Source organism: Spongiibacter sp. (genome assembly GCF_984394615.1).
In genome coordinates this window covers 1-15,428 of sequence record NZ_CFHTQA010000012.1, presented here as the reverse complement: position 1 = coordinate 15,428, position 15,428 = coordinate 1, and the positions used below count along the sequence as shown (strand labels likewise).

General features: G+C 60.9%; 7 protein-coding genes. 6 read left to right on the top strand and 1 reads right to left on the bottom strand.

The features are described from left to right. The first annotated feature begins 92 nt into the window (after window positions 1–92). The 6 genes from AC5DB9_RS06590 to AC5DB9_RS06565 all read left to right on the top strand — a co-directional run bounded on the left by AC5DB9_RS06590 (window position 93) and on the right by AC5DB9_RS06565 (window position 13,592). Window positions 93–1,238, top strand: coding sequence for an efflux RND transporter periplasmic adaptor subunit (locus tag AC5DB9_RS06590; protein WP_273009755.1), 1,146 nt, complete (start codon window positions 93–95; stop codon window positions 1,236–1,238). 12 nt (window positions 1,239–1,250) lie between these two features. Continuing rightward, entirely contained in the window at window positions 1,251–4,391 is a 3,141-nt protein-coding gene (locus AC5DB9_RS06585; protein WP_273009753.1) for an efflux RND transporter permease subunit, read from the top strand. 242 nt (window positions 4,392–4,633) lie between these two features. After that, window positions 4,634–5,956 carry an efflux RND transporter periplasmic adaptor subunit gene (locus AC5DB9_RS06580; RefSeq protein WP_273009751.1) on the top strand — a complete coding sequence of 441 codons (1,323 nt, stop codon included), beginning with the start codon at window positions 4,634–4,636 and terminating at the stop codon, window positions 5,954–5,956. 9 nt (window positions 5,957–5,965) lie between these two features. Further along, window positions 5,966–9,049, top strand: coding sequence for a multidrug efflux RND transporter permease subunit (locus AC5DB9_RS06575; protein WP_273009749.1), 3,084 nt, complete (start codon window positions 5,966–5,968; stop codon window positions 9,047–9,049). Next, window positions 9,046–12,147, top strand: coding sequence for an efflux RND transporter permease subunit (locus AC5DB9_RS06570; protein ID WP_273009747.1), 3,102 nt, complete (start codon window positions 9,046–9,048; stop codon window positions 12,145–12,147). Before AC5DB9_RS06575 ends, AC5DB9_RS06570 begins: the two co-directional genes overlap by 4 nt. Further along, window positions 12,144–13,592, top strand: coding sequence for an efflux transporter outer membrane subunit (locus tag AC5DB9_RS06565; RefSeq protein WP_273009745.1), 1,449 nt, complete (start codon window positions 12,144–12,146; stop codon window positions 13,590–13,592). Before AC5DB9_RS06570 ends, AC5DB9_RS06565 begins: the two co-directional genes overlap by 4 nt. Window positions 13,593–14,018: 426 nt before the next feature. On the opposite strand, the gene AC5DB9_RS06560 is transcribed toward AC5DB9_RS06565, so the two are convergent. Next, window positions 14,019–15,166 (bottom strand): IS3 family transposase gene (locus AC5DB9_RS06560; protein WP_273009743.1). Its coding sequence is split into 2 segments (ribosomal slippage): window positions 14,019–14,932 and window positions 14,932–15,166, totalling 1,149 coding nucleotides; the frame shifts between segments, so codons are not numbered across the junction. Between the last annotated feature and the right edge of the window lie 262 nt (window positions 15,167–15,428).

Genomic DNA, 15,428 nt, shown 5'->3' with positions numbered 1-15,428 from the left:
TATAGCAATTCGCTATTGCCATGTAAATCCACTATGCGGTACAGTGTATCGCTAGTAGATACATGCATCAATCTTGTCAGGAGTTGCTTTCCATGAGCTGTTCGCGTCTTGTTTCTCCCTGCTTTCGCCCACTTGTGGCTGCCGCGCTGCTGGCGCTGGTCGCATGTGGGGAGTCGGCGGCACCCGCCGAACAGGCGCCCGCTGCCGCTCCCGTTGGTGTGCATCGGGTAGACGCGCGTGAGCTGAACAGCACCGTGATGCTGCCGGGGCGCACTGTGGCGCATCGGGTGGCCGAAGTGCGGCCGCAGGTGTCGGGTATTTTGCTGAAGCGGCTGTTTGACGAAGGTGCGGCCGTGGAAGAAGGGCAGCCGCTGTATCAGATCGATCCTGCGCCCTATCGGGCCGAGCAGGCCAGGGCAGAGGCCGGTCTGGCAACGGCCCAGAACCTGTGGACCCGTTACGGCAAATTGCTGAAGAGCAAGGCGGTCAGTCAGCAGCAATATGACGATGCCTTCACCGCCTTGCAGGCCGCCAAGGCCGAGCTGGAAGTCGCCAATATCAATATGCAGCACACCGTCGTTCGCGCACCCATTGCGGGGAAAATCGGTCGCTCCATGGTGACGGAGGGCGCGCTGGTCAGCGCCTCGCAGGCTCAGGAATTGGCGGTGGTCACGCAGCTCGATCCGATTTATGTCGATGTGGTCCAGCCGGTCAGTCGGATTCTTGAGTGGCGTGAAAGTATTCGTGCCGGTCGTCTGCAACTGTCGGCCGACAGCGAGGCGACCGTTACCCTGCACGTGGGCAATAACCGTCGCTATGCTCACAGCGGTCAGCTTCAGTTCTCCGAGGTCAATGTCGATCCCGGCACGGGCTCGGTGACACTGCGTGCTGAATTTCCCAATCCCGACGGCGAACTGCTGCCGGGCATGTTTGTGCATGCCGAGCTGAACGAGGGCAGTCGCGACGATGCGATTCTGCTGCCCCAGCAAGCCGTGTTGCGCGACCCTACCGGGCAGGCGTCTGTATGGCTGGTGGGCGAGGGCAATGTTGCTGAGCGTCGGCCGGTCACCCTGCTGCGAACCGTCGGCAATACCTGGCTGCTGGAAAGCGGCGTCGCCCCCGGCGATCAGGTGATTGTCGACGGCGCGATGATGCTGCGGGAGGGCATGCCGGTGGCGCCCAGCGCCCCGGCCTCGCCCGTGGACATGAGCACCGCGTTTACCACAGCAGCGAAATAAGCGAGGCCCGGCATGTCGAGATTCTTTATAGACCGCCCGGTCTTTGCCTGGGTGATTGCCATTCTGCTGATGTTGGGCGGTGCGCTGTCCATTCGCGGCCTGCCGGTCAGCCAGTACCCCGATGTCGCGCCGCCAGCGGTGGGCATCAGTATTAACTATCCGGGGGCGTCGGCCGCTACCGCGGAAGATTCGGTCACGCAGGTCATTGAACAGCAGCTCAATGGTCTGGATGGTCTGCGCTATATCTCCTCCGAAAGCCTGTCGACGGGCAACATCACCATTGTGGCGACCTTCGAGCAGGGCACCGATCCGGATATCGCTCAGGTGCAGGTGCAGAACAAGCTGCAACTCGCCATGCCCATGCTGCCCGAAGAAGTGCAGCGTCAGGGCGTGCGGGTAGCCAAGCACAAACCCGGCTTTATGCTGGTGCTGGCACTGGTGTCGCAGGATGGCCGCCTCAGTTCCGCCGACTTGGGTGACTTCGTGGTGTCTACGCTGCGCGATCCCATCGCGCGAACGACCGGGGTCGGCGATTTCATGGTGATGGGCGCGCCCTATGCCATGCGCATCTGGCTGGACCCGGCCAGGCTGCACAGTTACGACCTGATGCCTCAGGATGTTATCAGCGCGATTCGCAGCCAGAACGTGCAGGTGTCATCGGGACAATTCGGCGGCCTGCCCGCCCATGACAAAGTGCGCCTCACCGCCACGGTCGTGGGCAAGGTGCGGATGAAAACCGCCGAGGAATTCGAAAACATCCTGCTGAAAGTGGATGCTTCCGGTGCGCAGGTGCGCCTCAGCGACGTGGCCGACGTGGTGCTGGGCAGCGAGAACTTTTCCATTTCTTCTCACTACTGGGGGAAACCGGCGGCGGCGATGGGCCTGAAACTGGCCAGCGGTGCGAATATGCTGGATACCGTGGCAGCGGTTAAAGACACACTGGAGCGTATGCAGCCGTATTTGCCCGAGGGCGTGGAAGTGGTTTATCCCTTCGACACCTCGCCGGTGGTGGCGGCGTCGATCGAAGGGGTGGTGCACACGCTGATTGAAGCCGTGGTGCTGGTCTTCCTGGTCATGCTGCTGTTCCTGCAGAACCTGCGCGCGACGATTATTCCCACACTCGCGGTGCCGGTAGTGCTGATGGCGACCTTCGGGGTGATGTTCGCGCTGGGCTTTACCATCAATGTGATGACCATGTTTGCCATGGTGCTGGCGATCGGCCTGCTGGTGGACGACGCCATTGTGGTGGTGGAGAACGTCGAGCGCATCATGTCCGAGGAGGGCCTGTCGCCCAAGGAAGCCACCCGTAAATCCATGGATCAGATCCAGAGTGCGCTGGTCGGCATCGGTCTGGTTATCTCGGCCGTGTTTATGCCCATGGCCTTCTTCGGTGGATCGACCGGGGTTATCTACCAGCAGTTTGCCATCACTATTATCTCGGCCATGAGTTTCTCGGTGCTGGTGGCCCTGTTCTTCACACCGGCGCTCTGCGCCACCATTCTCAAACCTGTTGAACGCGGCGAAGCCCACAGCAAACTGCGTTTCTTCCGTTGGTTTAATACCCGTTTCGACCGCGGCGCTCAGCGTTACAGAAGCTGCGTCAACTTCGTGCTGGCGCGCCGGGGTCGTTTTATTCTCGCCTACCTGCTGATCTGTGGTCTGGCTGCGTGGGTATACCACGTACTGCCTTCGGCCTTCCTGCCGGAAGAAGACCAGTCGGTAATGGTCGTGCAGGTGCAGTTGCCCGGTAATTCCACGGCGGCCCAGACCGAAGAGGTGGTCGCCAAGCTGCGTCACTACTTTGACGAAAACGAACCCGACACCGTGCGCTCGGTACACGCCGTGATCGGGTTTAACTTTGCCGGTCGCGGTCAAAGCTCGGCCAATGTGTTTGTCAGTCTGAAATCCTTCGAGGAGCGCCCGGAGGCGTCGCAGAGCATTTTTGCGGTGGCAGAGCGCGCCAATGCCTATTTCTCTACCCTGCGTGAAGGGCGGGTCTTTGCCATTGTGCCGCCGTCCATTATCGAGCTGGGCACCGCCAGCGGTTTTGATATTTACCTCAAAGACAACGCCGGTCTCGGGCGGGAAGTGCTCGATCAGGCGATGGGGCAGTTCCTCGGCATGGCCGCGCAAGAGCCCAGCCTGACCATGGTTCGCCCCAACGGACCGCCCTACGAGGCGCAGTATGAGGTCATTATCGACGATGAGCGGGCGCGCGCCTTGCAGGTGTCGCTGGACGATATCAATAACGCCCTGTCGGCGGCTTGGGGCTCGACGTACGTAAACGACTTTATCGATCGCGGGCGCAGCAAAAAGGTGTATGTGCAGGGTGTCTGGTCATCGCGTATGAGTCCGGAAGATCTCGATAAATGGTATGTCCGCAATGCCGACGGCGGCATGGTGCCGTTCTCGGCGTTTGCCAGCGGCGAGTGGACCTATGGCTCACCCAAGTTGCAGCGCTTTGGCGGCCTGCCCGCGATCCAGATTCTCGGTGCCGCTGCGCCGGGCTATACCTCCGGCGATGCGATGGCAGCCGTGGAGCGCATAGCCCAGACACTGCCCTCCGGTATCAGCATGGAATACTCCGGCTTGTCGTATGAAGAGCGTGCCTCGGGTTCGCAGGCGGGCATGCTCTACGTGCTGTCGGTGTTGATTGTGTTCCTCTGTCTGGCCGCCTTGTATGAAAGCTGGTCGGTGCCCTTTGCGGTCATTCTGGTGGTGCCACTGGGCATACTCGGTGCTCTGGTGGCGACCTGGTTGAGAGGCCTCAACAACGATGTGTATTTTCAGGTCGGCATGCTGACCACCATGGGGCTGGCGGCGAAGAACGCCATCCTGATCATCGAGTTCGCCCGCTCGCAATATGAGCAGGAGGGCAAGCCGCTGTTGCAGGCGACCGCCGATGCGGCAAGGTTGCGGCTGCGGCCGATCATCATGACCTCGCTGGCCTTTGTGTTTGGCGTGCTGCCACTGGCGGTGGCCAGCGGTGCCAGCAGCGGCAGCCAGCATGCCATTGGCACTGGTGTGGTCGGCGGGACGATTGCCGCCACGCTGCTGGCCATCTTCTTTGTGCCGCTGTTCTATGTGGTGGTCGTCAGACTGGTGGCACGCCTGAAGGGGGATGATGCGCGGGAGGCAGCCGAGCACGCGTGATACCCTCTGGCAAAATCGGCGGCAAATAAATGACCTCGCCGATGCACCTTTTGATGTGCTGATTCGGTATTAACAGTAGAACGGCCTCTACAAGGTGTAGATTGCGCGAGGGATTTTTGCCGCTGCCGTGTTTAACTTGAGCCTGTGTAGAGATTTTGTCTTCGGGATGAGGTCTGTATACAGGCTTTTTATCGGTGGTCATAACCACCTTCTACACGTGATTCCTCTGGAGACCCCGCCGTATGACTCAGCGCGCGCCACTGAGCCCAAAGCAGAAAACATTCGCCTGGTTGGCCCTGCTGATCCTGCTGCTTGCCGGGACCAGCTACCTGCTGCTCAGCGGTGACTCAACGGAAAGCGACACACCGATGCGCGGTTTCGGCGGCATGACCACCTCTGTGCGGGTCGTGCCGGTGGAGCAGGGCAGCCTCGATGTGCGACTGCGTGCAATCGGCACCGTCAGCGCGCTGAACACCGTGGTGGTGCGCAGCCGGGTTGGTGGTGTGCTGGAGGAACTGCTGTTCGAGGAAGGCGCCGAGGTCAGCAAGGGCGACGTGCTTGCACGCATTGACGCCGAGCCCTATCAGGCCCAGCTCGACCAGACCTTGGGCCAGCTTCAGCAGAACGAAGCCCAGTTGGAAAATGCCCAGGTCGATCTTGCCCTGTATCAGGGATTGTATGCCGAGGACTCAATTGCCCGGCAGGAACTCGACAGTCAGGCGGCGCTGGTCCGCGAGCTGAAGGGCGCCAACAAAAGCTCACAGGCACAGGTGGCCGATGCACGCCTGCAACTGTCGTGGACGAACATCACCGCGCCGATCGCCGGTCGTCTCGGTCTGCGCAAGGTCGATGCGGGCAACCTGATTACCGCCAACGATGCCGACGGCATTGTCACCATCACCCAGACCAAACCCATTTCGGTGCTGTTCACGGTTCCCGAAGTGGAAGTGGCGGGGCTGCGCGAAGCCATGCGTGGCGATACTGCCCTGCCGGTGGAAGCGCTGAGCCGTGACGGCGAAACCGTCATTGCCCGCGGGGTATTGCATACCCTCGATAACCAGATCGAAACCACCACCGGCACCCTGCGTGCCCGCGCGCTGTTTGCCAATGACAACGACGCGCTGTTCCCCAATCAGTTTGTTAACGTCCGCCTGCGCGTGCAGCAGGTCGACAATGTATTGATGGTGCCTGCGGATGCGGTGCAGCACGGCTCTCAGGGCGACTATGTCTACACCGTGGAAGACGGTGTATCCCGCTTGAAAGTGGTGACCCTCGGCGCCGCCGACGGCGACCGGATTGTGATTACCCAGGGGCTGCAAGCGGGCGATCAGGTGGTGCTGGAAGGCTTGGACCGCCTGCGTGATGGCCGCCCGGTTGTGGTCGATGGCGAGGGGGCATCCGCCGCGCTGGAACTGCCGGTCGGCGGTTTGCAGCGCGAGCGACCAATGGGCCCGCGGCCGGAAGGCGGTCGCGAGCCACCGAAAGACGGCGAACGCGCGAAGGATGACAAGGACGCCAAAACGCCCGGCGCGGCGCCCAAAAGAACTGCCTCATCGGAGGCATAGTCACCGGCGATGAATATTTCCCGTCCCTTTATCCTTCGTCCGGTGGCGACCTCATTGCTGATGCTGGCGATGTTGTTTCTCGGCATGCTGTCCTGGCGCCTGTTGCCGGTGGCCGCGCTGCCGCAGGTGGAATATCCGATTATTCAGGTATTCACGTTCCACCCCGGTGCCGGGCCGGAAGTGACCGCCCGCAGCATTACCGGGCCACTGGAAAAACAGCTCGGCCAGATTCCCGGCCTCAAGCAAATGTCGTCCACCAGCTCCGGTGGTGCCTCGGTGATTACCCTGCAGTTTGCACTGGAGGTCGATCTCGGTGTGGCTGAGCAGGAGGTGCAGGCCGCGCTGAACACCGCCAACAGTCTGCTGCCCAGCGACCTGCCCACGCCGCCCATTTACCGCAAGGTGAACCCCGCCGACGCGCCCATTCTCACGCTGGCGATCACCTCCGAGAGCCTGCCGCTGCCCACCGTGCACGATCTGGTCGACACCCGCATGGCCCAGAAGCTGGCGCAGTTGCAGGGCGTGGGTCTGGTCAGTCTGGCGGGCGGTCAGCGTCCGGCGCTGCGCATTCAGGTCAATCCCACCGCCATTGCCGCCTACGGGCTCAGCCTCAACGACGTGCGCACGGCGGTGTCGGCCACCAACGTCAATCAGCCCAAGGGCAGCTTCGACGGCCCCTATCGCAGCACCATGCTCGACGCCAATGACCAGATTCGTTCGGTGGACGATTACGAAAAACTGATTCTGACGTGGGTGGACGATGCGCCGCTGCGGCTCGGTGATGTTGCCACGATTGTCGACGGCGCCGAGGACCGCTTCCTCGCCGCCTGGGCCGACACCCAGCCTGCGGTGCTGCTGAACGTGCAGAAGCAGCCGGGCGCCAATGTGATTGATGTGGCCGACCGCGTGCAGGCGCTGCTGCCACAGCTTGCCGCAACCCTGCCCAATGCGGTGGACGTGACGGTACTCAGCGATCGCACCGACAGCATCCGCGCCTCGGTGCGCGACGTGCAGAAAGAGCTGCTGTTCGCCATCGCGCTGGTGGTGCTGGTCACCTTCGCGTTTCTGCGCAGCGTGCCCGCCACCATCATTCCCAGCATCGCCGTGCCGCTGTCGCTGGTTGGCACCTTCGCCTTCATGTATCTGGCGGAGTTTTCCATTAACAACCTCAGCCTGATGGCGCTGACCATCGCCACCGGCTTTGTGGTGGACGATGCCATCGTCATGCTGGAGAACATCGCCCGCCACCGCGAAGAGGGCGCTTCGCCCATGGACGCGGCGCTGAAAGGTGCGAAGGAGATTGGCTTTACGCTGGTCTCGCTCACCCTGTCGCTGATCGCCGTGCTGATTCCCCTTCTGTTTATGGCCGATGTGGTGGGGCGCATGTTCCACGAATTTGCCGTGACGCTGGCGGTCGCCATCGGCATTTCGCTGGTGGTCTCGCTCACCCTTACGCCGATGATGTGTGCGCGCATGTTGCGCCAGCCGCTGGAACTCGATGAAGACCGGGGCCTGATTGCCCGGCTGATTCAACGCTATGGCACTGCACTGGATTGGGTGCTGGAACGCCAGCGCGCCACCATGGCGGTCATGCTCGGCACTATCGCGCTCACCGGCTTGCTGTATCTGCTGGTGGATAAAGATTTCTTCCCGGTACAGGACAGCGGCGCCATTCAGGTGGTGACCGAAGCGCCGCAGACCACCTCGTTTGCCAATATGTCCAACCGTCAGCAGGCGCTGGCGGCGGCGTTGTTGGAAGACCCCGGCGTCAGCAGCCTGTCGTCGTTCATCGGTGTGGACGGCACCAATACCACGCTGAACAGCGGTCGCATGTTAATCAGTTTGCCGCCTCACGGTGAGCGGGATGAATCGGTGTTCGAGGTGATCGAGCGGCTGCGAGAGCGCGCCCAGTCAGTGCCCGGTATCGACGCCTGGTTCCAGCCGGTGCAGGAGCTGAGCATTGAAGATCGCGTCAGCCGCACTCAGTACCGCTTCACGCTCACGGCGGCCAGCAGCGACGATCTGGCTGAGTGGGTGCCCAAGCTGATCGCCGCGCTGAACGCGCGGCCGGAACTGCAGGATGTCGCCAGCGATCTGCAACAGCAGGGGCAGGAAGCGTATATCGATATCGACCGCGACGCGGCTGCTCGCCTCGGGGTGAGCGTGTCATCCATTGCCGATACGCTGCAGAACGCCTTTGGTCAGCGGCAAATCGCCACCTTGTTTACCCAGGCCAATCAGTACCGGGTGGTGCTGGAAGTGGATCAGCGTCAGGCCACCGGCCTGAGCGCCCTGCAAAATCTCTATGTGCCGACGTCGTCCGGTGAGCCCGCGCCACTCAGCAGTGTGGCGACGGTGAAAGAGCGTCAGGCGCCGCTGCTGATTAATCATCAGGGACAGTTCCCGTCGGCCACCGTGTCGTTCAATCTGACGCCGGGGATCTCGCTGGGCAAGGCGGTGACAGCTATTGAAACCGTGCAGCAAGAGATCGCCTTGCCGCTGGGGATTGAAAGCCGCTTTCAGGGCGCGGCCGAGGCTTTCCGGGCCTCACTGGCTAACAGTCTCTGGCTGATTCTCGCGGCGATTATCACCATGTATGTGGTGCTCGGCGTGCTCTATGAAAGCGCCATTCACCCGGTCACTATTCTTTCCACGCTGCCGTCGGCGACGGTCGGCGCACTGCTGGCGCTGCTGATCAGCGGTCAGGCCTTCGACCTGATTGCGGTCATCGGCGTGGTGCTGTTGATCGGTCTGGTGAAGAAAAACGGCATTATGATGGTGGACTTCGCCCTCGACGCCCAGCGTCATCAGGGCCTGTCGCCACGAGACGCCATTCACCGCGCCGCCATGCTGCGCTTCCGTCCCATTCTGATGACCACCCTCGCCGCCCTGTTCGGTGCGTTGCCGCTGATGCTGGCCGGTGGCAGTGGCGCCGAGCTGCGCCAACCGCTGGGTCTGGTGATGGTCGGCGGTCTGCTGGTCAGTCAGGTGCTGACGCTGTTCACCACGCCGGTGGTCTATCTGTTCTTCGATCGCCTGCGCTCGCGCTTTGTGAGCGATGACGACGAGGCCCTCACCGAGGTGCCGCAGTGAATCTGTCGCGGCTGTTCATCGATCGGCCGGTGGGCACCGGCCTGCTGTCGCTGTCGCTGGTACTGCTTGGCCTGTTGGCGTGGCGGCTGCTGCCGGTGGCGCCGCTGCCGCAAGTGGATTTTCCTGTCATCAGTGTGACCGCCAGCCTGCCCGGCGCCAGTCCGGAAAGCATGGCCGCCACCGTGGCGACGCCGCTGGAGCGGGCGCTGGGCAGTATTTCCGGGGTCACGGCCATTTCCTCGTCGAGCAATCAGGGCAGCACTCAGGTGGTGCTTAATTTCGAGGTGGATCGCGACCTGAATGCCGCCGCGCGGGATGTGCAGGCCGCCATCAACAGTGTGCGCGGTCAGCTTCCCTCGGGTATGCCCGGCAATCCCCAGTTTCGCAAAATCGACCCGTCTCAGGCGCCGATCATGGGGCTGGCGCTGAGTTCCGATAATCTGTCGCCCAGCGAACTGTACGACGCTGCGTCTACCATTCTCGCCCAGCGCATTGCGCAGATTGTCGGCGTGGGCGAAGTGGCAGTGAGCGGCGCCTCGCTGCCCGCCGTGCGAGTCGAGCTGAATCCCGGTGCGCTGCTGCACAGCGGCGTGACGTTGGACGATGTGCGCAGCGCCATTACCCAGGCCAATGCCCTGCGCCCGCTGGGGGTGATAGAAGACGACGCCATGCGCTGGCGGGTGACCACCAGCGATCCGCTGCGCAAGGCCAGCGAGTACCGCGAGCTGGTGATCCGCGAAAGCGACGGCGGCGTGCTTCGCCTCGGCGATGTGGCCAATGTCACCGACTCGGTGGAAGACCGCTACAGCAGCGGTTTTCACAACGACCGCCCGGCAGTGATCCTGATGATCAGTCGCCAGAGCGGCGCCAATATCGTCAAAACCATCGATGCGATTACCGAGCAGTTGCCCCGCCTGCGGGCGCTGATGCCCGCCGACAGCGAACTGGCGGTGATTATGGATCGCTCCCCGGTGATTCGCGCCACCCTGCGCGAAGCGCAAATTACCCTGCTGATTGCCGTTGGCCTGGTGGTGCTGGTGGTGTGGGGTTTTCTCGGCCGCCTGCGCAGCGCGGTAATTCCCAGCCTCGCCATTCCGGTCTCGCTGATCGGCTCGGCGGTGTTCATGTACCTCTACGGCTTCTCGCTGAATAACCTGTCGCTGATGGCGCTGGTGGTGGCCTGCGGTCTGGTGGTGGACGACGCCATTGTGGTGCTGGAAAACATTCAACGGCATATCGAAGCCGGGCTGCCACCCAAACAGGCGGCGCTGGAAGGCGCCCGCGAAGTGGGTTTTACCCTGCTGGCGATGAACGTGGCGCTGGTGGTGGTCTTCGTGTCTATTCTGTTTATGGGCGGGGTGATCGAGCGTCTGTTCCGCGAGTTTTCCATCACTCTGGCGGCGGCGATTGTGATCTCCCTGCTGGTGTCGCTCAGCCTCACCCCCAGCCTCTGCGCCCGCTGGCTCAAGCCCCAGCCCAGTCGGCGGGAAGAGGGCGCGGTGGCGTTTTACAGTCGCGAGCTGTTCGATGGTTTGCTGAACGCGTATCAGCGCAGTCTCGACTGGTCGCTGCGCCACTCAAAGCTGCTGCTGGTGATTCTGCTGGCGGTGGTGGCGGGCAATGTCTACCTCTACGCCAGCCTGCCTAAAACCAGTCTCCCGAATCAGGACACCGGGCAGGTGCGCGGCTTTGTGCGCGGCGACGACGGTTTCTCCTTTCAGGTGATGCAGCCCAAAATTGAGGCTTATCGCCAATACCTGCTGCGCGATCCCGCCGTGGCCGATATTACCGGCACCAGCGGTGGCAGCGGCGGCCTGACCAACGCGCAGGTCACCGTCAGCCTCAAGCCGCTGAGCGAGCGCGGCGACTCGGCGCAGGCGGTGGTGGATCGCCTGCGTGCCAATGCGCCACTGGTGCCCGGCGGCATGTTGTTTCTGATGGTCGATCAGGATATCCGCCTGTCGTCGCCGTTTCGCCGCAGCGAATACGAAGTGCTGCTGCGCTCCGACTCGCTGGAAGCGCTGTCGGAATGGGGGGCGAGGGTGGCGATTGCCATGCAGGACCTGCCGGAACTGATGAATGTCGATCCGCCGCGCAGCGGCGAGACCCAGCAACTGGTGCTGGAGATCGACCGTGAAACCGCCCGGCAATACGGCGTGGATATGAACATGGTCGCCTCCATGCTCAACAACTCCTTTTCCCAGCGGCAGGTGGCAACGCTTTACGATGATATGAACCAGTACCGGGTGGTGATGGAGCTGAGCCCCGGCTACACCTCCAGCCCCTCGGTGCTCAAGCAATTGCAGGTGCTGACCAGCGACGGCAGCTCGGTGCCCTTGTCGACCTTCGCCACCTGGGACTACGGCATGGCCGAAGACCGTATTCGCCATGAGGGCCAGTTCGCCTCCAAGGGCATCGGTTACGAGCTGGCGCCGGGAGTGACCGCCGAGCAGGCCGAGGAAGCCATTGGCGCCATGCTCGACAAGGTCATGCTGCCCAACGCCGTGCACCGCGCGCCGAGTACCGAACAGGCGGATTTCGAAGCCAATCTCAACCAGCCCTGGCTGCTGCTGTGGGTGGTGCTGGCGGTGTATCTGGTGCTGGGCGTGTTGTATGAAAGCACCCTGCATCCGCTCACCATTCTGTCTACGCTGCCACCGGCGGGCATCGGCGCACTGATCGCGCTCAAAATATCCGGCAGCTATTTGAGTTTGATCGCCTTGCTGGGCCTGTTCCTGCTGATCGGCATTGTGATGAAAAACGCCATTATGATGATCGACTTCGCCTTGCAGGCCCAGCGCCGCGACGGCATGGCGCCGGAACAGGCCATTCGCGAGGCCGCCATGCGCCGCATGCGCGCGATTTTGATGACCAATCTCGCCGGTCTGCTTGGTGCAGTGCCGTTGGCAATGGGCTTTGGCGAGGGCGCCGAAATGCGTCGGCCGCTGGGCCTGACTATTCTCGGCGGTCTGCTGGTCAGCCAGTTTTTGACCCTGTACACCACGCCGGTTATCTATCTTTATCTGGAGCGCCTGCGCCGCGCGATACTGCGCCGCCGTCAGGCCCGCCCCGACAATGAATTTCAGGCCCTGCCATGATTGTGAATCGACTTCCCTGTAAATTGCTGCTGTTGAAAAGCCTGTTCAGCGCAGTGCTGCTGACCGGCTGCGCGGTCGGACCCGACTATCAGGCGCCGGATATCGCCCTGGCCGATGACTACAAATATGAAGACGGCTGGCAAACCGCCCGCGCCGAGGTCCAGCCGCTGCCCGCTGACTGGTGGCAGGTATTTGGCGATGCCGAACTGACCGCGCTGGTCGAACAGGCCATGCAGGCCAACCAGACACTGGCGCAGGCCGAAGCCAGCTATCGCGCCGCCGAAGCCCAGTGGCGCGGCAGCCGCAGCGACTACTTTCCCAGTCTTGATCTGAGCGTGTCGCAAAGCCGCAGCGGTGGCGACAACACGCCGCTCAGCGAACGCAGCGCCGCGAGCCTGAACCTGAGCTGGGCACCGGATGTGTGGGGCCGCGTGCGCCGTCAGGTGGAATCCCAAAAAGCCAGCCTGCAAGGTAGCGCGGCTGATCTGGCGGCGGTGCGCCTGTCGATCCAGTTGTCCGTGGCACAGAGCTATATCCGCCTGCGTGTTCTGGATTTGCAGCGGCAGATTCTCGAAGAAACCATGGCCACCTACGACCGCTCGGCGCGTCTGACCAATAACCAGTACAAAGCCGGTATTGTGTCGCGGGGCGATGTAATTCAGGCCGAAACCCAGCGCCAGTCGTTGCGCGCCGATATGATCGACCTGCAAAACCAGCGCGCACTGGAAGAAAACACGATTGCCATGCTGCTGGGTAAAGCGCCGGTAGAATTCTCCCTGCCGCCCAAACAGTCGCTGCCCGACTTGCCCGCGCTACCTGAAGTGCTGCCCTCCACGCTGATTGCAAAGCGCCCAGACGTGGCCTTTGCCGAGCGCCAGCTTGCCGCCGCCAATGCCGATATCGGTGTGGCACAGGCCGCGTGGCTGCCCAGCTTCTCCATCAGCGCCAGTCAGGGCGTGCAGGCGGCCAGCTTCAGCGCCCTGCTCGACACCCCGACCATGGTCTGGTCCGTCGGCCCCAGTCTTGCCCAAACCCTGTTTGACGGCGGTTCCCGCCGCGCAGCGGTCGCCGTTGCCAAAGCCCAATACCAGCAGCGCCTTGCCGCCTATCGCCAAGCGGTACTTGAAGGCATTGCCGAAGTGGAAAGCGCGCTCGCGAGTATCCAACTGCTGGGCGACAAAGCCGAGCAGCAGGACAAACTGCTGGACCTGGCCGAAGAAAACGAACGCATCATCGTTAACCGCTACGAGGCGGGAATGATCAACTTCCTCGAAGTCGCCACCGCCCAAAACCTCACCCTCAGCGCCCGCCGCGCCAAACTCAGCAACACCGCCGAACGCCTGCAAGCCGCACTGCAACTGGCCGCCGTAATCGGCGGGCCGTGGGACAGCGCCATGCCGGTCAGCCAATCGGTTAGCGAGGCGCAAACCGCCACTGCGCCCTAACTACACCGCTGCTTTGGGGGGAGCGCCAAAGCACGCAAAAATGCGCCATCCGGCCCTTTCTAAGGGACCGATATCGGTGTTCCCATGCCTCAATGTGCTTCATAGAAGAACGGCGGCTCTCGCCGTGACGAACACTCTGTACCGACTGATTACTATTGATTTACTCACCGTCGTTTGCAGGAGAGCCCCATTTCATTTGAATAAATAAAGCATAAACGTCCGCCGCCTTACGGAGATGTTCCTTGTGAGAGCCGTTTGCGGTGTGTGTGCCTTCTGTTAACCATGAAAAATAATGAAAGGCTTGATCCCGCAGCGGTACGATTCTATTGTAAGAGCTCTGTAGCGATGCACTAGCATGTGCTCCCGCAATAACCGAAGGAATGGTGAAGCGCTCATAATGACAATCCCTGAATCGCCACCAGTTTTCTAGATACTCGCCAGCCTCTCGTGGTGTTGCTTCTCAAACTCTACAGGTGACAGCTGGTTATTAAAACCATGGCGACGCCTGCTGTTGTAAAACAGTTCTATGTAATCAAATATGTCACTGCGGGCTTCGTACCGGGTGCTGTAAATTTTACGCTTGATTCGCTCGCGCTTTAATAACTGGAAAAAGCTTTCAGCTACCGCATTGTCGTGACAATTTCCGCGTCGGCTCATACTGCCTTCCAATCCATGAGCTTTAAGAAAGGCGCTCCAGTCGTGGCTGGTGTATTGGCTTCCTTGGTCAGAGTGCACTGTCACCATCGATTGGGGATTACGACGCCAGACAGCCATGAGCAATGCATCAAGCACAAGCTCTTTGGTAATCCGTGATTGCATAGACCAGCCAATTACCTTCCGGGAGAACAAATCGACAACTACCGCCAAGTACAGCCAACCTTCGAGCGTGCGGATGTGGGTAATATCGGTGACCCAACTCTGATCTGGTGATTCAGGACTAAACTGCCGCTGCAACCGGTTAGGAGTAACAATATGCACCGCGACGCCAGGTGCTCTGGGTTTCCTATAACCAACCTGAGCACGTAATCCTGCCTGCCTCATGAGCCGGTGGACGCGATTCGGCCCACATTGCTCCCCATGCTCGCGTAGGTCGCTGTGTATCTTGCGATAACCGTAGACGCTGACAGACTCAAGCCAGAATTGCTTGATCATCCCAGTCAGGCGCTCATCAGCTTTGCTGCGCTTGGACTTAGGCTGCTTTAACCAAGCGTAGTAGCCGCTTGGATAAACATCCATCAAGCCGCAGAGGGTGAGAACGGGCAGTCTGTAGGCCTGCTCACGAATAAAGGCGTACCTCACTCGGGGTGGCTGGCGAAGTACGCCGCGGCTTTTTTTAAGATGTCACGCTCCTCGGTGACACGCTGGAGCTCTTTCTTTAATCGCCTAATTTCTGCCTGCTCATCAGCTTTGGCTTGGTAATCGTTCGCTTCAGGCCCGTACCTCTTAATCCAGGCATACAGACTGTGTGTGGTAGTGCCAAGTCGGCTGGCGACCTCAGCAACACTGTGGCCTCGATCAGTAACCTGCTTGACCGCCTCTATCTTGAATTCTTCTGGATAACGCTTGTTGCTCATAAATACCTCTCTTTAAGCCATTTTCTCTGGCCGGGAGGTATCTAGCAAACTGGGGGCGATTCAGTATTCGCACTTTATGAAAATTACTTATGTGCCATTAGCGGTCACTCAATCTTGACACCAAGTGATCAAAAACCAATCGAATACGTTGTGGTACTGGACCACGTTGAGGGCGATAAATATATAAGTCCCAAGGCACAGGCTCAACCTCTTCTAACACTCTCACAAGTTTCTCTTGGCGTAATAAGTCTTGGACCAAAAA

Bases quoted from the DNA above. Each gene is read 5' to 3' on its own strand.
- AC5DB9_RS06590 (WP_273009755.1), top strand. From the start codon at position 93: ATGAGCTGTTCGCGTCTTGTTTCTCCCTGCTTTCGCCCACTTGTGGCT.
- AC5DB9_RS06575 (WP_273009749.1), top strand. From the start codon at position 5,966: ATGAATATTTCCCGTCCCTTTATCCTTCGTCCGGTGGCGACCTCATTG.
- AC5DB9_RS06580 (WP_273009751.1), top strand. From the start codon at position 4,634: ATGACTCAGCGCGCGCCACTGAGCCCAAAGCAGAAAACATTCGCCTGG.
- AC5DB9_RS06565 (WP_273009745.1), top strand. From the start codon at position 12,144: ATGATTGTGAATCGACTTCCCTGTAAATTGCTGCTGTTGAAAAGCCTG.
- AC5DB9_RS06585 (WP_273009753.1), top strand. From the start codon at position 1,251: ATGTCGAGATTCTTTATAGACCGCCCGGTCTTTGCCTGGGTGATTGCC.